A 22781-nucleotide genomic window follows, 5' to 3' on the forward strand; every position below is an offset into this window, starting at 1 on the left:
CACCATGGGTATCCGCAAGTACAAGCCGACGACGCCGGGGCGTCGCGGGTCGAGCGTGGCCGACTTCGTCGAGGTCACCCGCTCCACCCCCGAGAAGTCCCTCGTCCGTCCGCTGACCAAGAGCGGTGGTCGCAACAGCAACGGCCGCATCACCACCCGTCACATCGGTGGTGGCCACAAGCGCGCCTACCGCGTCATCGACTTCCGTCGCCACGACAAGGACGGCGTGCCGGCCAAGGTCGCTCACATCGAGTACGACCCCAACCGCACCGCCCGCATCGCGCTGCTGCACTACGCGGACGGCGAGAAGCGCTACATCCTGGCCCCCAAGGGCCTCGAGCAGGGCGCGACGATCGAGAACGGCCCCTCGGCCGACATCAAGCCGGGCAACACGCTGCCGCTGCGCAACATCCCGACCGGTACGGTCATCCACGCCGTCGAGCTCAAGCCCGGTGGCGGTGCGAAGATCGCCCGCTCCGCCGGTGTCCGCGTGCAGCTCGTCGCCAAGGACGGCCCCTACGCGCAGCTGCGCATGCCGTCCGGTGAGATCCGCAACGTCGACGTGCGCTGCCGCGCCACCGTCGGCGAGGTCGGCAACGCCGAGCAGTCGAACATCAACTGGGGCAAGGCCGGCCGCATGCGCTGGAAGGGCAAGCGCCCGACCGTCCGTGGTGTCGTCATGAACCCGGTCGACCACCCGCACGGTGGTGGCGAGGGCCGCACCTCCGGTGGTCGTCACCCGGTGAGCCCCTGGGGCCAGCCCGAGGGCCGCACCCGCCGCCCCGGCAAGCCCAGCGACAAGCTCATCGTGCGTCGCCGTCGTACTGGCAAGAAGCGCTGATAAGGAGCCTGTGGAATGCCTCGTAGCCTGAAGAAGGGCCCCTTCATCGACGACCACCTTCAGAAGAAGGTGGATGTCCAGAACGAAGCGGGCACCAAGAACGTCATCAAGACCTGGTCGCGCCGTTCGGTCATCAGCCCGGACATGCTCGGCCACACCTTCGCCGTCCACGACGGCCGCAAGCACGCCCCGGTGTTCGTCACCGAGGCGATGGTCGGCCACAAGCTCGGCGAGTTCGCACCGACCCGCACCTTCAAGGGTCACGTGAAGGACGACAAGAAGGGGCGTCGTCGCTGATGGCCACCGACAACACCACGCTGGAGTCGCGGGCGACCGCCCGCCACACCCGCATCACGCCGATGAAGGCGCGTCGCGTCGTCGACCTCATCCGCGGCAAGGCTGCGCCCGACGCCGTGTCGGTCCTGCGCTTCGCGCCCCAGGCGGCGAGCGAGCAGGTCCTCAAGGTCCTCGAGTCCGCGATCGCCAACGCCCGCGTCCGCGCCGACAAGACGGCCGAGCGGTTCGACGAGCGCGAGCTCGTCGTCTCCGCGGCCTTCGTCGACGAGGGCCCGACCATGAAGCGGTTCCGTCCGCGCGCCCAGGGCCGCGCCGGCCGCATCAACAAGCGCACGAGCCACATCACGGTGGTCGTCGCTCCCAAGCCCGCCAAGACCACGAACGGAGGCACCCGCTGATGGGTCAGAAGGTCAACCCGCACGGCTTCCGTCTCGGGATCACGACGGAGCACAAGAGCCGTTGGTTCGCCGACTCCACCAAGGAGGGTCAGCGTTACCGCGACTACGTCAAGGAGGACGTGGCGATCCGCAAGCTCATGTCCACGGGCATGGACCGCGCCGGTATCGCCCGTGTCGACATCGAGCGCACGCGTGACCGCGTCCGCGTCGACATCCACACCGCCCGCCCGGGCATCGTCATCGGCCGCCGCGGCGCCGAGGCCGACCGCATCCGCGGTGAGCTCGAGAAGCTCACGGGCAAGCAGGTGCAGCTGAACATCCTCGAGGTCAAGAACCCCGAGCAGGAGGCCCAGCTCGTCGCGCAGGGCATCGCCGAGCAGCTGTCGGCCCGCGTCTCGTTCCGTCGCGCCATGCGCAAGGGCATGCAGTCCGCCACCCGCGCCGGCGCCAAGGGCATCCGCGTGCAGGTCTCCGGCCGCCTCGGCGGCGCGGAGATGAGCCGCACCGAGTTCTACCGCGAGGGTCGCGTGCCGCTGCACACCCTCCGCGCGCAGATCGACTACGGCCTGTACGAGGCCAAGACCACGTTCGGGCGCATCGGCGTCAAGGTGTGGATCTACAAGGGCGACATGACCGCTCGCGAGCTCGCGGCCCAGCAGGCCACGGCTCCGCGCCAGGGTCGCGGCCCGCGTCGTGACGGCGCCGACCGCCCGGCCCGCGCCCGTCGCACCGAGGCCCCCGTCGCCCAGGCCCAGCAGGAGCAGGCCCCGGCCGCTCCGAGCACCGAGGAGTCCTGACCCATGTTGATTCCCCGTCGAGTCAAGCACCGCAAGCAGCACCACCCGGGTCGCTCGGGTATGGCCAAGGGCGGTACGACCATCGCGTTCGGTGACTACGGCATCCAGGCCCTCGAGCCCGCCTACGTCACCAACCGCCAGATCGAGTCCGCGCGTATCGCGATGACCCGGTACATCAAGCGTGGCGGAAAGGTCTGGATCAACATCTACCCGGACCGCCCGCTGACCAAGAAGCCGGCCGAGACCCGCATGGGCTCCGGCAAGGGGTCCCCCGAGTGGTGGATCGCCAACGTCAAGCCGGGTCGGATCATGTTCGAGCTCTCCGGTGTCCCGGAGGACGTCGCGCGCGAGGCCCTGCGTCTCGCGATGCACAAGCTGCCGATGAAGTGCCGCTTCGTCCGGCGTGAGGGTGGTGACTTCTGATGGCAGTCGGTTCCAAGGACCTGAGCCCCAAGGAGATGCGGGGCTTCGACGACGAGCGTCTCGTCGACGAGCTGCGCAAGGCCAAGGAGGAGCTGTTCAACCTCCGCTTCCAGTCCGCCACCGGGCAGCTGGACAACCACGGTCGGCTCCGCGCCGTCCGCAAGGACATCGCCCGGATCTACACCGAGATGCGTGAGCGCGAGCTCGGCATCGGCGTGAAGGGTGAGGCCAAGTGAGCGAGAAGAAGGACGAGACCGTGACCACCGTCAGCCGCAACGACCGCAAGACCCGCCAGGGCTACGTGGTGAGCGACAAGATGGACAAGACCGTCGTCGTCGAGGTCGAGGACCGCGTCAAGCACGCGCTCTACGGCAAGGTCATGCGCCGCTCGAGCAAGGTCAAGGCCCACGACGAGGCCAACGCCGCCGGCATCGGCGACCGCGTCCTCATCATGGAGACCCGGCCGCTGTCCGCGACGAAGCGCTGGCGCGTCGTCGAGATCCTCGAGAAGGCCAAGTAAGCCTCTGCCGCAAGGCAATCCAGTCAGTTCGGCCAGGCTCGCCCCCGGCGAGAACCAGCACGACGAGTAGGAGTTAGACAGTGATCCAGCAGGAGTCGCGACTGCGTGTCGCCGACAACACCGGTGCGAAGGAGATCCTCTGCATCCGTGTTCTCGGTGGTTCCGGTCGCCGGTACGCCGGCATCGGCGACACCATCGTCGCCACCGTCAAGGACGCGATCCCGGGCGGCAACGTGAAGAAGGGCGACGTCGTCAAGGCCGTCATCGTCCGGACGCGCAAGGAGCGCCGTCGTCCCGACGGTTCCTACATCCGCTTCGACGAGAACGCCGCGGTCATCCTCCGCAACGACGGTGACCCCCGTGGCACGCGCATCTTCGGCCCGGTCGGGCGCGAGCTGCGCGAGAAGAAGTTCATGAAGATCATCAGCCTGGCCCCGGAGGTGCTCTGAACCATGGCCTCGAAGATCAAGAAGGGCGACACCGTCCAGGTGCTCGCCGGCAAGGACAAGGGCCAGACCGGCAAGGTCATCGCGGTCAACCGCGAGACCGGCCGCGTCACGGTCGAGGGTGTCAACCGGGTGACCCGGCACACCAAGGCCGGCGAGTCGACCCGGGGCAGCCGCACCGGTGGCCTCGTCGTCCAGGAGGCGCCGATCCACGTGAGCAACGTGGCCATCGTCGACCCCTCGGACAAGAAGCCCACCCGGATCAAGACCCGCGTCGAGACCGTCGAGCGTGACGGCCGTCAGAAGACGAGCCGTGTCCGCGTCGGCGCGCGCTCGGGCAAGGACCTGTGAGAGAGATGGCCGAGACCGCTACCAAGCCCCGCCTCAAGGCGCGCTACCAGGACAAGATCAAGGGCGCCCTGCGTGACCAGTTCGGCTACGCCAACGTCATGCAGGTCCCGGGTGTCGTCAAGGTCGTCGTCAACATGGGTGTCGGCGACGCCGCCAAGGACAGCAAGCTCATCGAGGGTGCCGTCCGCGACCTCACCGCCATCACCGGCCAGAAGCCGGTCGTGACGAAGGCCCGCAAGTCCATCGCCCAGTTCAAGCTGCGTGAGGGCATGCCGATCGGCACGCACACCACGCTGCGCGGCGACCGGATGTGGGAGTTCCTCGACCGGCTCGTCACCATCGCGCTGCCGCGCATCCGCGACTTCCGCGGCCTCTCGCCGAAGCAGTTCGACGGCCGCGGCAACTACACCTTCGGCCTCACGGAGCAGTCGATGTTCCACGAGATCGACCAGGACAAGATCGACCGCGTCCGCGGCATGGACATCACGGTCGTCACCACGGCGACGAACGACGACGAGGGACGCGCGCTGCTCAAGGCGCTCGGCTTCCCGTTCAAGGAGAACTGACATGGCCAAGACCGCCCTGGTCAACAAGGCGAACAAGAAGCCGAAGTTCGCGGTCCGCGGCTACACGCGGTGCCAGCGCTGCGGGCGCCCGCACTCGGTCTACCGCAAGTTCGGCCTGTGCCGGATCTGCCTGCGGGAGATGGCCCACGCGGGCGAGCTCCCCGGTGTGACCAAGTCCAGCTGGTAAGTCCTCACCTCCGCCGCCCCCGGGCGGCACCCCATCCACAGACCATCTACATCGCAGGTCCGCCGGGATCCCCGGCAGAAACCACGGTGAGAGAGGGCGGAGAAGCCCAATGACCATGACCGACCCGATCGCGGACATGCTGACCCGCGTCCGGAACGCCAACTCGGCGCACAAGGACGCAGTCTCCATGCCGTTCTCGAAGCTCAAGAGCCACGTCGCCGAGATCCTCGAGGCCGAGGGTTACATCGCCGGCTGGTCCGTCGAGGACGCCGAGGTGGGCAAGACCCTCACGGTGAACCTCAAGTACGGCCCCAACCGTGAGCGTTCCATCGCCGGCCTGCGCCGCGTGAGCAAGCCCGGGCTGCGCGTGTACGCCAAGTCCACCAACCTTCCCAAGGTGCTCGGTGGTCTCGGTGTCGCGATCATCTCGACGTCGTCCGGCCTGCTGACCGACCGTCAGGCCGCCAACAAGGGTGTGGGTGGGGAAGTCCTCGCCTACGTCTGGTAAGGGGTAGCAGACATGTCTCGAATCGGACGTCTCCCCGTCACCGTCCCCTCGGGTGTCGACGTGACCGTCTCCGGTCAGCACGTCACCGTGAAGGGCCCGAAGGGCGAGCTCTCGCACACCGTCGCCGAGCCGATCACCGTCGAGCAGACCGACGGCGTGCTCGAGGTCAAGCGCCCCGACGACGAGCGCACCTCGCGCTCGCTCCACGGCCTGACCCGCTCGCTCATCAACAACATGGTCCTCGGTGTCACCGAGGGCTACGAGAAGAAGCTCGAGATCCACGGCACCGGTTACCGCGTGCTGGCCAAGGGCTCGAACCTCGAGTTCGCGCTCGGGTACTCGCACTCGATCACCGTCGAGCCGCCGGCCGGCATCACCTTCGCGGTGGAGAACCAGACCCGGTTCTCGGTCCAGGGCATCGACAAGCAGCTCGTCGGCGAGGTCGCCGCGAACATCCGCAAGCTCCGCAAGCCCGACCCGTACAAGGGCAAGGGCGTCCGCTACGCGGGCGAGCAGATCCGCCGCAAGGTCGGAAAGGCTGGTAAGTAACCGATGGCCATGATCGTCAAGCGCGCCAAGGGCAAGACGGCCGCGCGCACGCGCCGTCACACCCGACTCCGCAAGCTGGTCACCGGCACCGCCGTCCGGCCCCGCCTCGTCGTCTCGCGCTCCTCGCGCCACGTCTTCGTCCAGGTCGTCGACGACACCGTCGGCAAGACCGTCGCGTCGGCGTCGACCATGGAGGCCGACGTGCGCGCCCTCGAGGGCGACAAGCGCGAGAAGGCCAAAAAGGTCGGCGAGCTCGTCGCGTCGCGCGCCAAGGCCGCGGGTGTCGAGGCCGTCGTGTTCGACCGTGGTGGCAACAAGTACCACGGTCGCGTCGCCGCCATCGCGGACGGCGCTCGGGAAGGCGGGCTGGCCCTGTGACCCACGCTGCTCGTACCACCACGAACGTCGAGAAGAGGAACATCTGATGCCAGGACCCCAGCGTCGAGGCACCGGGACCGGCGGCGCCGAGCGCGGCGACCGTCGTGGAGGCCGCGACGACCGTCGCGGCGGCCGTGACTCCCGCGAGGCCGAGAAGAACCAGTACCTCGAGCGCGTCGTGACCATCAACCGCGTCGCCAAGGTCGTCAAGGGTGGCCGCCGCTTCAGCTTCACCGCGCTCGTCGTCGTCGGCGACGGCGACGGCACCGTGGGCGTCGGCTACGGCAAGGCCAAGGAGGTGCCCGCGGCGATCGCCAAGGGTGTCGAGGAGGCGAAGAAGAACTTCTTCCGCGTCCCGCGCATCCAGGGCACCATCCCCCACCCCGTCCAGGGTGAGGCCGCCGCCGGTGTCGTCATGCTCCGCCCCGCCAGCCCCGGTACCGGTGTCATCGCCGGTGGCCCGGTGCGTGCGGTGCTCGAGTGCGCCGGCATCCACGACGTGCTGTCCAAGAGCCTCGGCTCGGACAACGCGATCAACATCGTGCACGCGGCCGTCGAGGCCCTGCGCGGCCTGGAGCGCCCGGAGGCCGTCGCGGCCCGCCGTGGCCTCCCGGTCGACCAGGTCGCGCCCGCCGCGATGCTCCGCGCCCAGGCCGCCGGCCTGGCCGAGGCGAAGGCCGGTGCGTGATGGGACGGCTCAAGGTGACCCAGACCCGTTCCGGGATCGGGGGCAAGCAGAACCAGCGTGAGACGCTGCGCACCCTCGGTCTGAAGCGCATCGGCGACGTCGTCGTCAAGGAGGACCGCCCGGAGATCCGTGGCATGGTCCGGACGGTGACGCACCTTGTCGCCGTCGAGGAGGTTGAGTGATCATGGCCGACACCACGAAGGCCGCCAAGGCTGCGGCGTCCGAGGGCGCCTCGGCGCTCAAGGTCCACCACCTGCGTCCGGCGCCCGGCGCCAAGCAGGCCAAGATCCGCGTCGGTCGCGGTGAGGGTGGCAAGCGCGGGAAGACCGCGGGTCGCGGTACCAAGGGCACCAAGGCCCGGTACCAGGTGCCTGCCGGCTTCCAGGGCGGCACCACGCCGCTGCACATGCGGTTCCCGAAGCTCCGCGGCTTCAAGAACCCGTTCAAGACCGAGTACCAGGTCGTCAACCTCGACTGGCTGAACACGCACTACCCGCAGGGTGGCGACGTGACGGTCGAGGACCTGGTCGCCAAGGGCGCCGTCCGCGACGGGCACCTCGTGAAGGTGCTCGGCAGCGGCGAGATCACGTCGGCCGTCAACGTCACGGCCCACGCGTTCTCCGGCAGCGCCAAGGAGAAGATCGAGGCGGCAGGCGGCTCGGCGACGACCGCCTGACGCCCCCGCATGACCGCGTGTCGCAGGGCCGGCTCCGGGACATCCCCCGGAGCCGGCCCTGCCGCGCGTTCACCCCACCCGTGCATCCCGGCCCCCGCCGGGTCACCGGGTATGTTGTGACGGATCGCTGACCGACGCGGCCACCACCTTCCGGCCGCCACCTACGGAGGACCCTGTGCTCACCGCCTTCGGCCGCGCGTTCAAGACGCCCGACCTGCGCAGGAAGCTGCTGTTCACGCTGTTCATCATCGTGCTCTTCCGGCTCGGCTCGCACGTGCCGACCCCCGGGGTCAGCTACCCGCTCGTCCAGCGCTGCATCGCCGGCGCCGACAACAGAAACCAGCTGCTCGGGCTGATCAACCTCTTCAGCGGGGGAGCGCTCCTCCAGCTGTCGATCTTCGCGCTGGGGATCATGCCGTACATCACGGCGAGCATCATCATCCAGCTGCTGACGGTGGTCATCCCGCGGTTCGAGGCCCTCAAGAAGGAGGGCCAGGCCGGGCAGACGAAGATGACGCAGTACACGCGCTACCTGACGATCGGTCTCGCGATCCTCCAGAGCTCGACGCTCATCACCTTCGCGCAGAACCCGCAGACGCTGTTCAACAACCCGTCGTGCACGAACATCCTGTCCGACAGCTCGGTCGTGACGATCCTCATCATGGTCCTCACGATGACCGCCGGGACCGGCGTCATCATGTGGATGGGCGAGCTCGTCACCGACAAGGGCGTCGGCAACGGCATGTCGCTCCTCATCTTCACCTCGATCGCCGCGCAGTTCCCGACCTCGCTGTGGGACATCCAGCAGCGCAGCGGCTGGGGCGTCTTCCTCCTCGTCATCCTCCTGGGCCTGGTCGTCATCGCCCTCGTCGTCTTCGTGGAGCAGAGCCAGCGGCGCATCCCGGTGCAGTACGCCAAGCGGATGGTCGGGCGGCGCGTCTACGGCGGCACCTCGACGTACATCCCGCTCAAGGTCAACATGGCCGGCGTCATCCCGGTCATCTTCGCGAGCTCGCTGCTGACGCTGCCCACGCTCGTCGCGCAGTTCAACCAGGGCCCCAACGGCGTCAACCCGGGCTGGGTCGACTGGATCCAGAGCTACCTGACCCGCGGCGACCACCCCATCTACATGGCGCTCTACACCGCGCTCATCCTGTTCTTCACGTTCTTCTACGTGTCGATCACGTTCAACCCCACCGAGGTCGCCGACAACATGAAGAAGTACGGCGGCTTCATCCCGGGTATCCGTGCCGGGCGACCCACGGCCGAGTACCTCAACTACGTCCTGACCCGGATCACCGTGCCCGGCGCGATCTACCTCGCGCTCATCTCGCTCCTCCCGCTCGTCGCGCTGGTCCTCGTCAACGCCAACCAGAACTTCCCGTTCGGTGGCACGTCGATCCTCATCATCGTCGGTGTCGGACTCGAGACCGTGAAGCAGATCGAGGCCCAGCTGCAGCAGCGTCACTACGAAGGGTTCCTCCGTTGATGACACCCCACGAAGTTCTCCCTCCGCTCCGCTCCCCCCGATACTTCGCGGGGTCCCCGTCATGATGCGCCTGATCATCCTGGGTCCGCCCGGTGCCGGTAAGGGCACGCAGGCCTCCCGCATCGCCGAGCACTTCGGCATCCCCGCCATCTCCACCGGCGACATCTTCCGCGCCAACATCAAGAACGAGACCGAGCTCGGGCAGCAGGTCAAGGCGATCCTCGCCGCCGGCGGCTACGTCTCGGACGAGATCACCAACGCCATCGTCGAGGACCGCCTCGGCCAGGACGACTGCGCACGGGGCTTCCTGCTCGACGGCTACCCGCGCACCCTCGCCCAGGTCGAGGCCCTCGACGGGATGCTCGGCGCGTCCGGCGGCTCCCTCGACCGCGTGCTCGAGCTGACCGTCGACGACGACGTCGTCGTGGGCCGGCTCCTCAAGCGCGCCGAGATCGAGGGTCGCGCCGACGACACCGAGGAGGTCATCCGCGAGCGGATGGCCATCTACCACCGCGAGACCAAGCCGCTGTCCGACACCTACCGGGAGCGTGGCCTCCTCGTCGAGGTCGACGGCGACGGCGAGGTCGACGCGGTGACGGAGCGGATCACCTCCGCCCTCGCCTGACCCCCCTCACGTAGGAGCTCCCGCGGCACCCGGAACCACCCCGGAGCCGCGGGGGCTCCTGCGTTGCCCCCCCCCCCCCCCGCCCCCTTCCACCCGTCGAGTGAACAGAACACGCCGTCCGAGCCCATGTGCAGACGGCGTGTTCTGTTCACTCGACGGGATGCTGTGGAGAAGTTCGCGGTCGCGCCGCCGGATTTCGGCACCCTCCGGGCATGGAGCCCGCGACCTTGCCTGCCGCCCTCGTGGGTGGTCCGTTCAGCACCGCGGCCGCGCGTGAGGCCGGAGTCACGCCGGCGCGCCTGCGGCGGGGCGACCTCGTGCATCCCACTCGTGGTGTCCACGCGCGGGCGGTGCCCGTCGGTCTCGTCGACCGGGCTGCGGCGTTCGCCGTCGGACTGCCGAGCGACCGTGCCTACTCCCACGTCACGGCCGCGGCCCTTCTCGGCATCCCGCTGCCGTCACGTCTCGAAGCCCTGGCCCTCGAAGGCCCGCTGCACGTCATGGCTCCCACTGCTGACGGACAGGCGCGACGTCGTGGCTGCCTCGGCCACCGTGGCCTGGAGTCCAGACGCCTCGCGGTCGTGCACGGGGTGACGGTGGTGGCGCCGGAAGAGACGTGGTGCGACCTCGGTGAGATGGGTCGGCGGCACCTCACCGTGGACGACCTGGTCGTGGCGGGCGACGCCGTCGTGGCGTCGGTGACGACCGGGACCAGGGACGCGCAGTGGATGCTGCGGCAGCCACTGGAGCAGCGGGTGCGCCCGCGCGGGAAGGTGATGCTGCTGCAGGCGCTCGAGGACGTGAGGCCGGGGGTCAGGTCTCCGATGGAGAGCCGCGCCCGCCTGATGTTCGCGCGGGCCGGCTTCCCGGAGCCGGAGGTCAACGCCGACATCGTCGACCGGGCCGGGGAGTGGTTGGCCGAGGGAGACCTCGTGTGGCGGGAGTCCCGGGTCGTCGGCGAGTACCAGGGGGCGGACCACGCGAGCAGGCGGCGTCGGAGCATGGACGCCTCCCGTCGTGCGGCGCTCGAGGACGAGGGGTGGTCGGTGCTGGAGATCTGGGCGGAGGACGTCCAGGTGGGCGGGCGACGCGCGGCGTGCCTCCTGCGCTTCGCCCGCGCTCTCGGGCTCGACCCGCGCGGTCTGGCCATCTGACCCGTCGAGTGAACAGAACACGCCGTCCGAGGCGGGGTGCCGACGGCGTGTTCTGTTCACTCGACGGGTGGAGGTGCGCGATTCCGGGGGTGCGGCGGGGCGCGGGTAGGGTTCGCGCCATGGGTTTGTTCAGCCGTGACCGCGTCGAGGGCAAGACCCCGGAGCAGCTCGCGAAGATGCGGACGGCCGGCCTGCTCGTCGCCCGCACCCTCGAGCTCGTCAGCGCGCAGGTCCGCCCGGGGATGACGACGCTCGACCTCGACGCCCTCGCCGAGGCGCACATCCGCGACCACGGGGGCATCCCCAACTTCCAGCTCGTCCCCGGCTACCGCCACACGCTCTGCACGAGCGTCAACGACGAGATCGTCCACGGCATCCCGCGCGGCCGTGTGCTCGAGGCCGGCGACCTGCTCTCGGTCGACTGCGGCGCCGAGGTCGACGGCTGGAACGGCGACGCCGCGCTCACCCTCGTCGTCGGCGGCCGCGAGGCCGGGCGCCCCGAGGACCTCGAGCTGAGCGACGACACCGAGACCTCGCTCTGGGCCGGCATCGCCGCGCTGCGGGTCGGCCGCCCGCTCTACGACGTCGGCGCCGCCGTCGAGGACTCGCTGACCACCTCCGGTGACGCCCGCGGCCGCGAGTACGGCATCGTCGAGGACTACGTCGGCCACGGCATCGGCACCTCGATGCACATGGACCCGCAGGTCCCGAACTACCGGGTCGACGGCCGCAGCCCGTCCGTCGTCGACGGGATGACGATCTGCATCGAGCCGATGGTGACCCTCGGCGACCAGGACAACACGGTGCTTGAGGACGAGTGGACCGTCGTCACCCGCGACGGCTCGCGCGCCGCCCACTGGGAGCACTCCGTCGCCGTCACGGCGGCCGGCACCTGCGTCCTCACGGCCCTCGACGGCGGCCGCGAGCGGCTCGCCGCGCTGGGCGTCCCCTTCGCCGACATCACGCCCGTCTGACGGCGCTCGGACCGGGCGCCGGGTGACCGACGTCTCGGTGAGCCGGACCCTGCCGCTGGCTAGGGTGGAGGTGGAGCAGACCACCGACCCCAGGAGTGCCCGATGACGACGTCGTCGCCTCCGCAGGGCCACCTGCCGCTCGCCGAGGGGTTCGACCCCCGCACGCGCGAGGACTGGCAGCGGCTCGTCGCGGACGTGCTGGACAAGCGCCGGACCGACGACGCGCGGACCGAGCCGGAGGCAGCCGAGGCGGCGCTCGTCACGGCGCTCGACGGCGGGCTCACGACGGCCGGTCTCTACCTCCGCGAGGACCGCCCGCTCGGGGTCCCCGGGGCGATGCCCTTCACCCGCGGACGCGCCCTGCGCGAGGCCACCCTGCCGTGGGACGTCCGTCAGCTGCACGACGACCCGGATGTCACGCGCAGCCGCACGGGCGTCCTCGACGACCTCGAGCACGGCGTCACCTCGGTGTGGGTGCACGTCGGTGACGACGGCGTCGCGCCCGCGGACCTCGCCCAGGTCCTGGCCGACGTCCGGCTCGACCTCGCACCGGTCGTCGTCTCGTCGGCCACCGATCAGCCCGGCGCCGCCCGGGCGGTGCTCGACGTCGTCGGCGACAGTGGGTCCGTCGGCGGCAACCTCGGCCTCGACCCGGTCGGCGCGGCCCTGCGCACCGGCACCGCCCCGGACCTCGAGCCGATGGCCGGCTTCGTCGCCGCGCTCGACGGCCGCGACGGCTGGCGCGCCGTCACCGTCGACGCGCGCGTGCTGCACGACGCCGGGGCCAGCGAGGTCGACGCCCTCGCGGTGGCCCTCGCGACCGGCGTCGAGTACCTGCGCCACCTCGAGCAGGCCGGCATCGACGTGGCAACAGCGTTCCGGCACATCGAGTTCCGCGTCAGCGCCACCGCCGACCAGTTCCTCACCGCCGCCGTCCTGCGCGCGCTCCGCCGGACCTGGGCGCGCATCGGCGAGGCGGTCGGTGTGCCCGAGGCCGACCGCGGCGCCCGCACCCACGCGGTGACGAGCCTGCGGATGGCCACCCGCGAGGACCCGTTCGTCAACGTCCTGCGCAACACCCTCGCGACCTTCGGCGCCTCGATCGGCGGCGCCGACGCCATCACGGTGCTGCCGCACGACACGGTGGCCGGTCTCCCGGAACGGTTCTCGCGCAGGCTCGCCCGCAACACGCAGATCCTCCTCGCCGACGAGTCCAACGTCGGCCGGGTCACCGACCCCGGTGGCGGCTCGTGGTACCTCGAGTCGCTGACCGACGAGGTGGCCGAGCGCGCCTGGGCCCGCTTCCAGGAGGTCGAGCGCGCCGGGGGAGTGCTCGCCGCCCTGCGCGACGGGCTCCTGCGCGAGTGGGTCGACGCCGCCACGGCCGAGCGCGACCCGCTCCTCGCCACCCGTCGCCGTCCCATCACCGGCGTCTCGATGTTCCCCAACCTCGCCGACACCGCGCCCGAGCGGCGCCCCCGCGCCGGGCTCGCGACGTCCGACGGCGCCTTCGTCCCGCGCCGCGACGCCGCCGTCTTCGAGGCGCTGCGCGACCGCGCCCGCACGCTCGACGCCCCGCAGGTCACCGTCCGGACGCTCGGCGCCCAGCGCGACTTCGGCGCCCGGCAGGGCTTCGTCCTCAACCTCCTCGCGGCCGGCGGCCTCGCCGCCACCGACGAGGTCGGCCCGGTGGCCGTCCTCGCGAGCAGCCGCGAGCAGTACGCCACGCACGGCGCCGAGGCCGTCGCGGAGCTGCGGGCCGCCGGCGCCGAGCGCGTCCTGCTCGCCGGCCGCGCCCGCGAGCTCGGCGACGCCGCCGGCCTCGTCGACGGCGAGGTGTACGACGGCATGGACGTCGTCGCCCTGCTCACCGACCTGCTCGACCGGCTCGGCGCCCCGACCGAGGGAGAGACCCGATGACGACCGTCCCCGACTTCACCGGCCTCGACCTCGGCCCGGCGACCCCGCCGGACGGGGCCACCGCCCCGGCGACCCCGGCCGACGCCCCCGCCTGGACCACCCCAGAGGGCATCGAGGTCCCGCCGCTCTACACCGAGCACGACCTCGAGGGCCTCGACTTCCTCGACACCGTGCCCGGCGCCCCGCCGTACCTGCGCGGCCCCTACCCGACGATGTACACGACCCAGCCGTGGACCATCCGCCAGTACGCCGGCTTCAGCACGGCCGAGGAGTCGAACGCGTTCTACCGGCGCAACCTCGCCGCCGGCCAGAAGGGCCTGAGCGTCGCGTTCGACCTCGCGACCCACCGCGGCTACGACTCCGACCACCCCCGCGTCGCCGGCGACGTCGGGATGGCCGGCGTCGCCATCGACTCCATCTACGACATGCGCACCCTCTTCGACGGCATCCCGCTGGACCGGATGTCGGTGTCGATGACGATGAACGGCGCCGTCGTGCCGGTCCTCGCGCTCTACGTCGTCGCGGCGGAGGAGCAGGGGGTGAAGGCGGAGCAGCTGACCGGGACCATCCAGAACGACATCCTCAAGGAGTTCATGGTCCGCAACACCTACATCTACCCGCCCGAGCCCTCGATGCGGATCATCAGCGACATCTTCGCCTTCACGAGCCAGGAGATGCCGCGCTTCAACTCGATCTCGATCTCCGGGTACCACATGCAGGAGGCCGGGGCGACGCAGGACCTCGAGCTCGCGTACACCCTCGCCGACGGCGTCGAGTACCTGCGCGCGGGGCAGGCGGTCGGCCTCGAGGTCGACCGGTTCGCGCCCCGGTTGTCGTTCTTCTGGGCGATCGGGATGAACTTCTACATGGAGGTCGCGAAGATGCGGGCCGCGCGCCTGCTCTGGGCGCGGCTCGTGCGCGAGCAGGGGGCGACCAACCCCAAGTCGCTCAGCCTGCGCACCCACAGCCAGACCTCCGGCTGGAGCCTCACGGCGCAGGACGTCTTCAACAACGTCGTGCGCACCTGCGTCGAGGCGATGGCCGCGACGCAGGGGCACACGCAGTCTCTCCACACCAACGCCCTCGACGAGGCGATCGCGCTGCCGACGGACTTCTCGGCCCGGATCGCCCGCAACACCCAGCTCGTGCTCCAGCAGGAGTCCGGCACGACCCGCACGATCGACCCGTGGGGCGGCTCGGCCTACGTCGAGCGGCTGACCCGCGACCTCGCCGAGCGCGCGTGGCAGCACATCGAGGAGGTCGAGGCGGCCGGCGGGATGGCCAAGGCGATCGAGGCCGGCATCCCGAAGATGCGCATCGAGGAGGCGGCCGCCCGCACCCAGGCGCGCATCGACTCCGGGCACCAGCCGGTCATCGGCGTCAACACCTACCCCGTCGACGAGGACGAGCCGATCGAGGTGCTCAAGGTCGACAACGCCGCCGTGCGCGCCAGCCAGGTCGCCAAGCTCGAGCGGCTGCGCGCCGAGCGCGACGAGGACGTCTGCCGCGCCGCGCTCGCCCGGATGACCGAGGCCGCCCGGGCCGGCTCCGACGGGACGATGGCGACCAACCTCCTGGCGCTCGCCATCGAGGCGGCCCGTGCCAAGGCCACGGTCGGCGAGATGTCGCTCGCGATGGAGGAGGCGTTCGGTCGCTACACCGCCCAGATCCGTACGATCGGGGGCGTGTACAGCGCCGAGGCGGGGGAGGACGCGACCGTCCGCGAGGCCCAGGCCGCCGTCGAGGAGTTCGAGGAGGAGCAGGGCCGCCGCCCGCGCATCCTCGTCGCGAAGATGGGCCAGGACGGCCACGACCGCGGCCAGAAGGTCATCGCCACCGCGTTCGCCGACCTCGGGTTCGACGTCGACGTGGGCCCGCTCTTCCAGACGCCGGAGGAGGTCGCCCGGCAGGCCGTCGAGGCCGACGTCCACGTCGTCGGCGTCAGCTCGCTCGCGGCCGGCCACCTGACCCTCGTCCCGGCGCTGCGCGCCGCCCTGGACGACCTCGGCCGCGACGACCTGATGATCGTCATCGGCGGCGTCATCCCCGACCAGGACCACGAGGCCCTGCGCGCGGCCGGCGCCGACGCGATCTACCCCCCGGGCACCGTCATCAGCAAGGCGGCCGTCGCCCTCGTCCACGAGCTGCGCGAGCGGCTCGGGTGAAGCCCGTCGACGTCGACGACCTCGTCGCCGGCGTGCGGGAGGGCTCGCGCCAGCACGTGGCGCGGGCCATCACCCTGCTCGAGTCGCGGCGCCCGGACCACCGCGAGAGCGCCCGGGCGCTGCTCGGGCGCCTCGCGGACCGCACCGGGGGAGCGGTCCGGGTCGGCATCAGCGGGGTCCCCGGCGCCGGCAAGTCGACGTTCATCGACGCCCTCGGCGTGCGGCTCGTCGAGCAGGGGCACCGGGTCGCGGTCGTCGCGGTCGACCCGAGCTCCCGGCGCACCGGCGGCTCCATCCTCGGCGACCGCACGCGGATGGCGCGGCTGGCCGCCTCCGACGACGCGTTCGTGCGCCCGAGCCCCTCGGGCCGCCACCTCGGCGGCGTCGCCCGGGCCACCCGCGAGTCGATGCTCGTGCTCGAGGCGGCGGGCTTCGACGTCGTCGTCGTCGAGACGGTCGGGGTGGGGCAGAACGAGATCGCGGTGTCCGAGATGGTCGACACCTTCCTCCTGCTCACCCTCGCCCGCGCCGGCGACCAGCTGCAGGGCATCAAGCGCGGCATTCTCGAGCTCGCCGACGTCATCGCGGTCAACAAGGCCGACGGCGACGGCGAGCTCCCGGCCCGGGCCGCGGCGCGCGAGCTCATGGGTGCGATGCGCCTGATGATGCCGGGCCGAGACGTACGCCGCCCCCCGGTGCTCACCTGCTCGGCCCTCACCGGGGCGGGGCTGGACGAGGTGTGGCAGGCGGTGCTCGAGCACCGCGCGCACCTCGAGGAGCGGCACTCGCTGGCCGCCCGCCGGGCGCAGCAGCAGCAGGACTGGATGTGGGCGCTCGTCGACGCCGAGCTGACCGACGGCGTGCGGTCCGCGCCGGCGGTGCAGGCCGAGCGCGCGGCCATCGAAAAGGCCGTGCGTGCCGGGACGACGAGCGCGGTCGAGGGCGCCGCCCGCGTGCTCTCCCTGTACGCCGCGCAGCTGCGCGCCGCCGAGGACCCGCCCACGGTTCGTCCGAACGGCTGATGGCGGCCCGGCCGGTCGTCCGTGACCGCGGGGCCGAAAAGGCACGCGGGACGCGTGGGGTTGGTGGGTCGTTGACAAAGAGGGAAGAGTCGTCCTCGCACCCCGGTGACGCCGGACCTCGAGTCCAGGCCCCTGTCCACCGGGGCGTGGAGACGGGAGTCCACCCCTGCACCGGACGCCCACTCGAACAGCCCACCGGGCCGGCCACCCCCCTGCATCGGCCGGCCCGGTGGCGTGTCTCCGGGCTTCCCACGGCGTCCCCGCGGATTTCGTGATGTGCCCCCTCCTCGCGTAGCATTGAACGTCGGTCACGTGTGCGTTCTGCATGGTGCGTCCTGCGAAGCAGCACGGGGCCGATTTCCATGGGCGGTCCGACCTGACGAAGGGCTGCCCAACGGCGGATTGAGAGGGTATGGCCAAGAAGGACGGCGTCATCGAGATCGAGGGCACGATCGTCGAGGCACTCCCGAACGCGATGTTCCGGGTTGAGCTCACGAACGGTCACAAGGTGCTCGCGCACATCTCCGGCAAGATGCGGCAGCACTACATCCGGATCCTCCCCGAGGACCGTGTGGTGGTGGAGCTGAGCCCGTACGACCTGACTCGCGGCCGCATCGTCTTCCGCTACCGCTGAGACACATCGACGAGACAGCAAAGGCGACATGAAGGTTCAGCCGAGCGTCAAGAAGATCTGTGACAAGTGCAAGGTGATCCGCCGCAACGGCCGGGTCATGGTGATCTGCGAGAACCTGCGCCACAAGCAGCGCCAGGGCTGACGCGAGTCAGACGCACCACCGCCCGCGAGGGCCGCACGGGTCGACGATCCGAGCACGCAGAAGAGAAGCACGCAGCACCCGACCCCCGACGGGTCACCTGGATGGCAGGTGGACGCGGGACGTCACCCCCGGCCCGGAGGCCGGGGACCGGACCAGGATGGCCGGACCGGTGCTGCTCCAGACCTCCGGACACCACGAGAAGGAACATCCCCACATGGCACGTCTGATGGGCGTCGACCTCCCGCGCGACAAGCGCGCCGAGGTCGCACTGACCTACATCTTCGGAGTCGGGAAGACCAGCGCGCAGAAGGCCCTCGCGGCCACCGGCGTCTCCGCCGACACCCGGGTCAAGGACCTCGGTGACGACGACCTGGTCAAGCTCCGCGACTGGATCGAGGAGAACCTCAAGGTCGAGGGTGACCTGCGGCGCGAGGTCGCCGCGGACATCCGCCGCAAGGTCGAGATCGGGTCCTACGAGGGCCTGCGTCACCGCCGGGGCCTCCCCGTCCGGGGCCAGCGGACCAAGACCAACGCGCGGACCCGCAAGGGCCCCAAGCGCACCGTGGCCGGCAAGAAGAAGGCCGGTAAGTGACCTGCGCCTGACGCGCGTCACGCCACCACCGCTTCCGAAGACTTCGTAGGAGAAACACATGCCTCCCAAGGGACGCAACACCGGCGCCAAGAAGGTGCGCCGCAAGGAGAAGAAGAACGTCGCCGTGGGCCAGGCCCACATCAAGAGCACGTTCAACAACACGATCATCTCGATCACCGACCCCACCGGTGCCGTCATCTCCTGGGCCTCCGCCGGCCAGGTGGGCTTCAAGGGGTCGCGCAAGTCCACGCCGTTCGCCGCGCAGACCGCCGCCGAGGCCGCTGCGCGCCGTGCCATGGAGCACGGGATGCGCAAGGTGGACGTCTTCGTCAAGGGCCCGGGGTCCGGTCGCGAGACCGCCATCCGCTCCCTGACCGCGGCCGGCCTCGAGGTCGGCTCGATCCAGGACGTCACCCCCCAGCCGCACAACGGCGTCCGTCCGCCCAAGCGCCGCCGCGTCTGAGCGACACAAGACTTCGCGAAAGGTAAGAGAGAGACATGGCCCGTTACACCGGTCCCATCACCAAGAAGTCGCGTCGCCTGAAGACCGACCTCGTCGGCGGTGACAAGAACTTCGACCTCCGCCCGTTCCCGCCCGGCCAGCACGGCCGTCGCCGGATCCAGGAGAAGGAGTACCTGACCCAGCTCCAGGAGAAGCAGAAGGCCCGCTTCACCTACGGGGTCATGGAGAAGCAGTTCCGTCGGTACTACAAGGAGGCGGCCAACCGCCCCGGCAAGACCGGCGAGAACATCCTGACGATCCTCGAGTCCCGTCTCGACAACGTCGTCTACCGTGCCGGCCTCGCCCGCACCCGTCGTCAGGCGCGCCAGCTCGTGACGCACGGCCACTTCGAGGTCAACGGCGTGCGCGTCGACGTCCCGAGCTACCGGGTCGAGCAGTTCGACATCATCACCGTGCGCAAGCAGTCGGTGGAGTCGTTCCCGATCCAGCTCGCCCGCGAGACCTTCGGCGAGCGTCCGACCCCGGCCTGGATGCAGGTCGTCCCGGGCTCGCTGCAGATCCTCATCCACTCGCTGCCGACCCGTGCGCAGATCGACACGGTGCTCACCGAGCAGCTCATCGTCGAGTTCTACTCGAAGAACTGACCTGAGGTCCGCGGCTGCCGGCCCCTCCTCGCGAGGGGCCGGCGACCGCGGACGAAGCCCGTCCCGGGGACCGAGCCGGGGCGGGTGCCGGGATGGTGCCCGGCGTTCACGCGGCGTCATATGGCGGTCGCCCGTGGGAAGGAAGAACCACCGTGCTCATCGCACAGCGTCCCGTCCTCTCCGAGGACGTCGTCTCCGAGTACCGGAGCCGTTTCAGCATCGAGCCCCTCGAGCCCGGCTTCGGCTACACGCTCGGCAACAGCCTCCGTCGCACCCTGCTCTCGAGCATCCCGGGTGCCGCGGTCACGAGCATCCGCATCGACGGCGTGCTCCACGAGTTCTCCACGATCCCCGGGGTCAAGGAGGACGTCACCGAGATCATCCTCAACGTCAAGAGCCTCGTCGTCTCCTCGGAGCACGACGAGCCGGTCGTCATGTACCTGCGCAAGCAGGGTGCGGGCGCCGTCACCGCCGCGGACATCGCGCCGCCGGCCGGTGTCGAGGTGCACAACCCCGACCTGCACATCGCGACGCTCAACGACAAGGGCACCGTCGAGATGGAGCTGACGGTCGAGCGCGGCCGCGGCTACGTCTCCGCCGTGCAGAACAAGGCCGGCGACCAGGAGATCGGCCGCATCCCGGTCGACTCCATCTACAGCCCGGTCCTCACCGTGACCTACAAGGTCGAGGCCACCCGTGTCGAGCAGCGCACCGACTTCGACCGCCTCGTGGTCGACGTCGAGACCAAGTCCTCGATGGCCCCGCGCGACGCGCTCGCCTCGGCGGGCAAGACCCTCGTCGAGCTCTTCGGCCTGGCCCGTGAGCTCAACGTCGAGGCCGAGGGCATCGACATGGGCCCGTCGCCGACCGACGCCGCCCTGGCCGCCGACCTCGCGCTGCCGATCGAGGACCTCGACCTCACCGTCCGGTCCTACAACTGCCTCAAGCGCGAGGGCATCCACACCGTGGGTGAGCTCGTGGGCCGCAGCGAGGCCGACCTGCTCGACATCCGCAACTTCGGTGCGAAGTCGATCGACGAGGTCAAGGCCAAGCTCGCCGGCATGAGCCTGGCGCTCAAGGACAGCCCCCCCGGGTTCGACCCGAGCATGATCGCCGACCGCTATGACGACTTCACCTTCGGTGAGGGCGAGGACGACTCGGCGTTCGCCGAGGACGAGCAGCTCTGACCTAACGCCTCCCGGCACGTCACTCAAGGAGAACAGCAATGCCTACCCCCACCAAGGGTCCCCGTCTCGGAGGCGGTCCCGCTCACGAGCGGCTCATCCTCGCCAACCTCGCGACGTCGCTCTTCGAGCACGACCGCATCACGACGACGGAGGCCAAGGCCAAGCGCCTGCGCCCCCTCGCCGAGCGCCTCGTCACCTTCGCCAAGCGCGGTGACCTCTCGGCCCGCCGTCGCGTGCTGACCGTCGTCCGCGACAAGGGCGTCGTCCACCGCCTCTTCGTCGAGATCGCCCCCGACATGGCGGAGCGCAACGGCGGCTACACCCGCATCACCAAGGTCGGCCCGCGCAAGGGCGACAACGCCCCGATGGCGGTCATCGAGCTCGTCCGCGAGCCCGTCGCCAAGAAGGCCACCGTCAAGGAGGCCGAGGCCGCCACCAAGCGTGCGGCCAAGGACGCGGCGAAGGCCGAGGAGGCTCCCGTCGGGGAGACCACCACCGAGGAGACCGCTGCGGCCGAGCTCCCCGAGGGTGCCGTCGCGGCCAACGAGGACGGCTCCGGCCCCGAGGGCTACACCGTCAAGGGCAACGCCGACTCGGGCAAGTACCACGTCGAGGGCTCGCAGTGGTTCGAGCAGACCGTCGCCGAGTTCTGGTTCAAGGACGCCGCGGCCGCCGAGGCCGCCGGCTTCGAGCCGGCCGGTGGCGCCGCGAAGCAGCAGGTCGAGGACGAGGCCTGAGCCTCCCCAAGACTTAACCGACGAGGGCCGTCTCCCGTGAGGGAGGCGGCCCTCGTCGTGTCCCGGGCGCCCGTACGCTGGACGGCGTGACGGTGCGCCTGCGGATCGACCTCGCCTACGACGGCACCGACTTCTCGGGATGGGCGGCGCAGCCGGGGCTGCGAACCGTCGAGGGGGAGCTGTCGGCCGCGCTCACCACGGTCCTGCGCGCCGACGCGCCGGTGCGCGTCACCGTGGCGGGACGGACGGACGCGGGGGTGCACGCGCGGGGGCAGGTGGTGCACGCCGACGTCGACCGGGAGGCCTTCGAGCGGCTGCCGGGGCGCTCGGACCGCTCGCCGGAGGAGGCGGCGCGGACCCGGCTCGGGGGAGTGCTGCCGGCGGACGTCGTCGTGCAGCACGTCCGGGTCGCGCCCGAGGGGTTCGACGCGCGCTTCTCCGCACTGCAGCGGCGCTACCGCTACCGGGTGTGCGACGACCCCGGGGGGATGGACCCGCTCCGGCGGCGCGACACCGTGCTCGTCCGCGACCGGCTCGACGTGGCCGCGATGGACGCCGCCGCCGGCTCGCTCGTCGGGCTGCACGACTTCGCCGCGTTCTGCAAGCGGAGGGAGGGGGCGAGCACCGTGCGCACGCTGCTCCACTACGCCTGGGAGCGCGGGGCGGACGGCGTCCTGGAGGCGACGGTCGTGGCCGACGCGTTCTGCCACTCGATGGTGCGGGCGCTCGTGGGCGCGGTCGTGCCCGTGGGGGAGGGGCGCCACCACGCGGCGTGGCCGCGCGAGGTGCTGCTCGCGGGGGTGCGGGACCCGCGGGTGAAGGTGATGCCGGCGCACGGCCTCTCGCTCGAGGAGGTCACCTACCCCGACGACGACGGGCTCGCGGCGCGGGCGGAGGAGGCCCGCGCGGTACGGGTGCTGCCGGGTCAGGCCGGCTGACCTGCACGGACGACCTGGAGGAGCGCCCCGGCGGCCGGGGACCGAGGAGCGGATTTGTGTTCTGCGCGAGGAGTCATCTACTGTTCTCGACGTCAGCCCGAGAGGGAGGAACGGACACCGCAGGGAGACCTCGCGGAGGCCGGTCCCGGGGTTGGCTCCCACCAGCTCCACCCGCACGAGGTCCGCACGGACCGGGGTGAGTGGAGAAGGGCCCGGAACGGGTGCTAGAGTGTGTGGGACACACCGCAGAGATCCAAGCGCGATCAACGCCGGCCGCTCCAAGAGCGGGTCACGGATTTGACGCCCAAGCATGGACGCGGGTAAGTTTGAATAGTTGCCCCAGCGCGACTGGGACAACACGGAACAGCCCCGGCGAGATGTTCGCAGAACAGATCGTGGGTGCGCGTCCGGACCTTGAGAACTCAACAGCGTGTCAAGAATCGATGCCAATTTTTACCTCGTCGCATCGC

General features: G+C 70.6%; 32 protein-coding genes. All 32 read left to right on the forward strand.

Going from position 1 to position 22781, the window contains the following annotated elements:
* The first annotated feature begins 4 nt into the window (after positions 1-4).
* The 32 genes from rplB (at position 5) to truA (ending at position 22311) form a co-directional block, all read left to right on the forward strand.
* Positions 5-841, forward strand: a complete 837-nt coding sequence (rplB, locus tag J3473_RS17645; protein WP_030526832.1) for a 50S ribosomal protein L2 — start codon at positions 5-7, stop codon at positions 839-841.
* Between the two features lie 15 nt (positions 842-856).
* Positions 857-1138 (forward strand): 30S ribosomal protein S19, encoded by a 282-nt coding sequence (gene rpsS / locus J3473_RS17650; RefSeq protein WP_030526833.1) that lies wholly within the window; start codon positions 857-859, stop codon positions 1136-1138.
* A gap of 20 nt (positions 1139-1158) precedes the next feature.
* On the forward strand, positions 1159-1536 hold the full coding sequence (rplV, locus tag J3473_RS17655) for a 50S ribosomal protein L22 (protein ID WP_084696563.1): 378 nt from the start codon (positions 1159-1161) through the stop codon (positions 1534-1536).
* Positions 1536-2333, forward strand: coding sequence for a 30S ribosomal protein S3 (rpsC, locus tag J3473_RS17660; protein WP_207025153.1), 798 nt, complete (start codon positions 1536-1538; stop codon positions 2331-2333). Before rplV ends, rpsC begins: the two co-directional genes overlap by 1 nt.
* 3 nt (positions 2334-2336) lie before the next feature.
* Positions 2337-2756, forward strand: coding sequence for a 50S ribosomal protein L16 (gene rplP, locus J3473_RS17665; protein WP_030526836.1), 420 nt, complete (start codon positions 2337-2339; stop codon positions 2754-2756).
* A complete protein-coding gene (gene rpmC / locus J3473_RS17670; RefSeq protein ID WP_030526837.1) occupies positions 2756-2992 on the forward strand; it encodes a 50S ribosomal protein L29 in 237 nt (78 codons plus the stop codon). Before rplP ends, rpmC begins: the two co-directional genes overlap by 1 nt.
* On the forward strand, positions 2989-3276 hold the full coding sequence (gene rpsQ, locus J3473_RS17675) for a 30S ribosomal protein S17 (protein WP_051750125.1): 288 nt from the start codon (positions 2989-2991) through the stop codon (positions 3274-3276). The genes rpmC and rpsQ overlap by 4 nt, the downstream gene beginning before the upstream one ends.
* Positions 3277-3356: 80 nt before the next feature.
* Complete coding sequence (rplN, locus tag J3473_RS17680; protein ID WP_030526839.1) at positions 3357-3725, forward strand: 50S ribosomal protein L14; 369 nt, start codon at positions 3357-3359, stop codon at positions 3723-3725.
* A gap of 3 nt (positions 3726-3728) precedes the next feature.
* Positions 3729-4073: a 50S ribosomal protein L24 gene (gene rplX / locus J3473_RS17685; RefSeq protein ID WP_030526840.1), complete on the forward strand. Its 345-nt coding sequence runs from the start codon at positions 3729-3731 to the stop codon at positions 4071-4073.
* Positions 4074-4078: 5 nt separating this feature from the next.
* Positions 4079-4639 carry a 50S ribosomal protein L5 gene (rplE, locus tag J3473_RS17690; RefSeq protein ID WP_207025154.1) on the forward strand — a complete coding sequence of 187 codons (561 nt, stop codon included), beginning with the start codon at positions 4079-4081 and terminating at the stop codon, positions 4637-4639.
* 1 nt (position 4640) lies between these two features.
* Positions 4641-4826, forward strand: coding sequence for a type Z 30S ribosomal protein S14 (locus tag J3473_RS17695; protein ID WP_030526842.1), 186 nt, complete (start codon positions 4641-4643; stop codon positions 4824-4826).
* Between the two features lie 109 nt (positions 4827-4935).
* Positions 4936-5334, forward strand: coding sequence for a 30S ribosomal protein S8 (rpsH, locus tag J3473_RS17700; RefSeq protein ID WP_030526843.1), 399 nt, complete (start codon positions 4936-4938; stop codon positions 5332-5334).
* A 12-nt stretch (positions 5335-5346) separates the two neighbouring features.
* Positions 5347-5883 (forward strand): 50S ribosomal protein L6, encoded by a 537-nt coding sequence (gene rplF / locus J3473_RS17705; RefSeq protein WP_030526844.1) that lies wholly within the window; start codon positions 5347-5349, stop codon positions 5881-5883.
* Positions 5884-5886: 3 nt separating this feature from the next.
* Positions 5887-6261, forward strand: coding sequence for a 50S ribosomal protein L18 (gene rplR, locus J3473_RS17710; protein WP_030526845.1), 375 nt, complete (start codon positions 5887-5889; stop codon positions 6259-6261).
* Positions 6262-6307: 46 nt separating this feature from the next.
* On the forward strand, positions 6308-6949 hold the full coding sequence (gene rpsE, locus J3473_RS17715; RefSeq protein WP_030526846.1) for a 30S ribosomal protein S5: 642 nt from the start codon (positions 6308-6310) through the stop codon (positions 6947-6949).
* Entirely contained in the window at positions 6949-7131 is a 183-nt protein-coding gene (gene rpmD / locus J3473_RS17720) for a 50S ribosomal protein L30 (RefSeq protein ID WP_030526847.1), read from the forward strand. Before rpsE ends, rpmD begins: the two co-directional genes overlap by 1 nt.
* A 2-nt stretch (positions 7132-7133) precedes the next feature.
* Positions 7134-7625, forward strand: coding sequence for a 50S ribosomal protein L15 (gene rplO, locus J3473_RS17725; RefSeq protein ID WP_051750200.1), 492 nt, complete (start codon positions 7134-7136; stop codon positions 7623-7625).
* 175 nt (positions 7626-7800) lie between these two features.
* A complete protein-coding gene (gene secY / locus J3473_RS17730) occupies positions 7801-9114 on the forward strand; it encodes a preprotein translocase subunit SecY (RefSeq protein WP_207025155.1) in 1314 nt (437 codons plus the stop codon).
* A 64-nt stretch (positions 9115-9178) separates the two neighbouring features.
* Positions 9179-9739 carry an adenylate kinase gene (locus tag J3473_RS17735; protein WP_207025166.1) on the forward strand — a complete coding sequence of 187 codons (561 nt, stop codon included), beginning with the start codon at positions 9179-9181 and terminating at the stop codon, positions 9737-9739.
* 212 nt (positions 9740-9951) lie between these two features.
* Positions 9952-10893 (forward strand): DUF559 domain-containing protein, encoded by a 942-nt coding sequence (locus J3473_RS17740; RefSeq protein WP_207025156.1) that lies wholly within the window; start codon positions 9952-9954, stop codon positions 10891-10893.
* Positions 10894-11012: 119 nt separating this feature from the next.
* A complete protein-coding gene (gene map, locus J3473_RS17745; protein ID WP_207025157.1) occupies positions 11013-11867 on the forward strand; it encodes a type I methionyl aminopeptidase in 855 nt (284 codons plus the stop codon).
* Positions 11868-11969: 102 nt separating this feature from the next.
* Positions 11970-13787 (forward strand): methylmalonyl-CoA mutase family protein, encoded by a 1818-nt coding sequence (locus tag J3473_RS17750; protein ID WP_207025158.1) that lies wholly within the window; start codon positions 11970-11972, stop codon positions 13785-13787.
* Positions 13784-15952, forward strand: coding sequence for a methylmalonyl-CoA mutase (gene scpA, locus J3473_RS17755; RefSeq protein ID WP_207025159.1), 2169 nt, complete (start codon positions 13784-13786; stop codon positions 15950-15952). The genes J3473_RS17750 and scpA overlap by 4 nt, the downstream gene beginning before the upstream one ends.
* Positions 15949-16974: a methylmalonyl Co-A mutase-associated GTPase MeaB gene (gene meaB / locus J3473_RS17760; protein WP_207025160.1), complete on the forward strand. Its 1026-nt coding sequence runs from the start codon at positions 15949-15951 to the stop codon at positions 16972-16974. The genes scpA and meaB overlap by 4 nt, the downstream gene beginning before the upstream one ends.
* A 412-nt stretch (positions 16975-17386) precedes the next feature.
* A complete protein-coding gene (gene infA / locus J3473_RS17765) occupies positions 17387-17608 on the forward strand; it encodes a translation initiation factor IF-1 (protein WP_006946284.1) in 222 nt (73 codons plus the stop codon).
* Between the two features lie 28 nt (positions 17609-17636).
* Positions 17637-17750, forward strand: coding sequence for a 50S ribosomal protein L36 (rpmJ, locus tag J3473_RS17770; RefSeq protein WP_006592630.1), 114 nt, complete (start codon positions 17637-17639; stop codon positions 17748-17750).
* A gap of 214 nt (positions 17751-17964) precedes the next feature.
* A complete protein-coding gene (gene rpsM / locus J3473_RS17775) occupies positions 17965-18342 on the forward strand; it encodes a 30S ribosomal protein S13 (protein WP_030526856.1) in 378 nt (125 codons plus the stop codon).
* Between the two features lie 58 nt (positions 18343-18400).
* Positions 18401-18805: a 30S ribosomal protein S11 gene (gene rpsK, locus J3473_RS17780; protein ID WP_030526857.1), complete on the forward strand. Its 405-nt coding sequence runs from the start codon at positions 18401-18403 to the stop codon at positions 18803-18805.
* 35 nt (positions 18806-18840) lie between these two features.
* On the forward strand, positions 18841-19449 hold the full coding sequence (rpsD, locus tag J3473_RS17785) for a 30S ribosomal protein S4 (RefSeq protein WP_030526858.1): 609 nt from the start codon (positions 18841-18843) through the stop codon (positions 19447-19449).
* Between the two features lie 152 nt (positions 19450-19601).
* Positions 19602-20636, forward strand: coding sequence for a DNA-directed RNA polymerase subunit alpha (locus tag J3473_RS17790; protein ID WP_030526859.1), 1035 nt, complete (start codon positions 19602-19604; stop codon positions 20634-20636).
* Positions 20637-20674: 38 nt separating this feature from the next.
* Positions 20675-21373: a 50S ribosomal protein L17 gene (rplQ, locus tag J3473_RS17795; protein WP_207025161.1), complete on the forward strand. Its 699-nt coding sequence runs from the start codon at positions 20675-20677 to the stop codon at positions 21371-21373.
* Between the two features lie 92 nt (positions 21374-21465).
* Positions 21466-22311 (forward strand): tRNA pseudouridine(38-40) synthase TruA, encoded by an 846-nt coding sequence (gene truA / locus J3473_RS17800; protein WP_207025167.1) that lies wholly within the window; start codon positions 21466-21468, stop codon positions 22309-22311.
* The last annotated feature ends 470 nt before the right edge of the window (positions 22312-22781 follow it).

It is taken from the genome of Phycicoccus sp. DTK01 (genome assembly GCF_017312765.1).
Taxonomy (GTDB): domain Bacteria; phylum Actinomycetota; class Actinomycetes; order Actinomycetales; family Dermatophilaceae; genus Phycicoccus; species Phycicoccus jejuensis.

Bases quoted from the DNA above. Each gene is read 5' to 3' on its own strand.
- rplR (WP_030526845.1), top strand. From the start codon at position 5,887: ATGGCCATGATCGTCAAGCGCGCCAAGGGCAAGACGGCCGCGCGCACG.
- J3473_RS17735 (WP_207025166.1), top strand. From the start codon at position 9,179: ATGCGCCTGATCATCCTGGGTCCGCCCGGTGCCGGTAAGGGCACGCAG.
- J3473_RS17750 (WP_207025158.1), top strand. From the start codon at position 11,970: ATGACGACGTCGTCGCCTCCGCAGGGCCACCTGCCGCTCGCCGAGGGG.
- rplB (WP_030526832.1), top strand. From the start codon at position 5: ATGGGTATCCGCAAGTACAAGCCGACGACGCCGGGGCGTCGCGGGTCG.
- rplP (WP_030526836.1), top strand. From the start codon at position 2,337: ATGTTGATTCCCCGTCGAGTCAAGCACCGCAAGCAGCACCACCCGGGT.
- rplX (WP_030526840.1), top strand. From the start codon at position 3,729: ATGGCCTCGAAGATCAAGAAGGGCGACACCGTCCAGGTGCTCGCCGGC.
- J3473_RS17740 (WP_207025156.1), top strand. From the start codon at position 9,952: ATGGAGCCCGCGACCTTGCCTGCCGCCCTCGTGGGTGGTCCGTTCAGC.
- rpmC (WP_030526837.1), top strand. From the start codon at position 2,756: ATGGCAGTCGGTTCCAAGGACCTGAGCCCCAAGGAGATGCGGGGCTTC.
- rplO (WP_051750200.1), top strand. From the start codon at position 7,134: ATGGCCGACACCACGAAGGCCGCCAAGGCTGCGGCGTCCGAGGGCGCC.
- rpsE (WP_030526846.1), top strand. From the start codon at position 6,308: ATGCCAGGACCCCAGCGTCGAGGCACCGGGACCGGCGGCGCCGAGCGC.
- rpsH (WP_030526843.1), top strand. From the start codon at position 4,936: ATGACCATGACCGACCCGATCGCGGACATGCTGACCCGCGTCCGGAAC.
- rpsS (WP_030526833.1), top strand. From the start codon at position 857: ATGCCTCGTAGCCTGAAGAAGGGCCCCTTCATCGACGACCACCTTCAG.
- infA (WP_006946284.1), top strand. From the start codon at position 17,387: ATGGCCAAGAAGGACGGCGTCATCGAGATCGAGGGCACGATCGTCGAG.
- J3473_RS17695 (WP_030526842.1), top strand. From the start codon at position 4,641: ATGGCCAAGACCGCCCTGGTCAACAAGGCGAACAAGAAGCCGAAGTTC.
- rplE (WP_207025154.1), top strand. From the start codon at position 4,079: ATGGCCGAGACCGCTACCAAGCCCCGCCTCAAGGCGCGCTACCAGGAC.
- map (WP_207025157.1), top strand. From the start codon at position 11,013: ATGGGTTTGTTCAGCCGTGACCGCGTCGAGGGCAAGACCCCGGAGCAG.
- rplF (WP_030526844.1), top strand. From the start codon at position 5,347: ATGTCTCGAATCGGACGTCTCCCCGTCACCGTCCCCTCGGGTGTCGAC.
- scpA (WP_207025159.1), top strand. From the start codon at position 13,784: ATGACGACCGTCCCCGACTTCACCGGCCTCGACCTCGGCCCGGCGACC.
- rpmD (WP_030526847.1), top strand. From the start codon at position 6,949: ATGGGACGGCTCAAGGTGACCCAGACCCGTTCCGGGATCGGGGGCAAG.
- rpsC (WP_207025153.1), top strand. From the start codon at position 1,536: ATGGGTCAGAAGGTCAACCCGCACGGCTTCCGTCTCGGGATCACGACG.
- rpsK (WP_030526857.1), top strand. From the start codon at position 18,401: ATGCCTCCCAAGGGACGCAACACCGGCGCCAAGAAGGTGCGCCGCAAG.
- rplQ (WP_207025161.1), top strand. From the start codon at position 20,675: ATGCCTACCCCCACCAAGGGTCCCCGTCTCGGAGGCGGTCCCGCTCAC.
- rpsM (WP_030526856.1), top strand. From the start codon at position 17,965: ATGGCACGTCTGATGGGCGTCGACCTCCCGCGCGACAAGCGCGCCGAG.
- rpmJ (WP_006592630.1), top strand. From the start codon at position 17,637: ATGAAGGTTCAGCCGAGCGTCAAGAAGATCTGTGACAAGTGCAAGGTG.
- rpsD (WP_030526858.1), top strand. From the start codon at position 18,841: ATGGCCCGTTACACCGGTCCCATCACCAAGAAGTCGCGTCGCCTGAAG.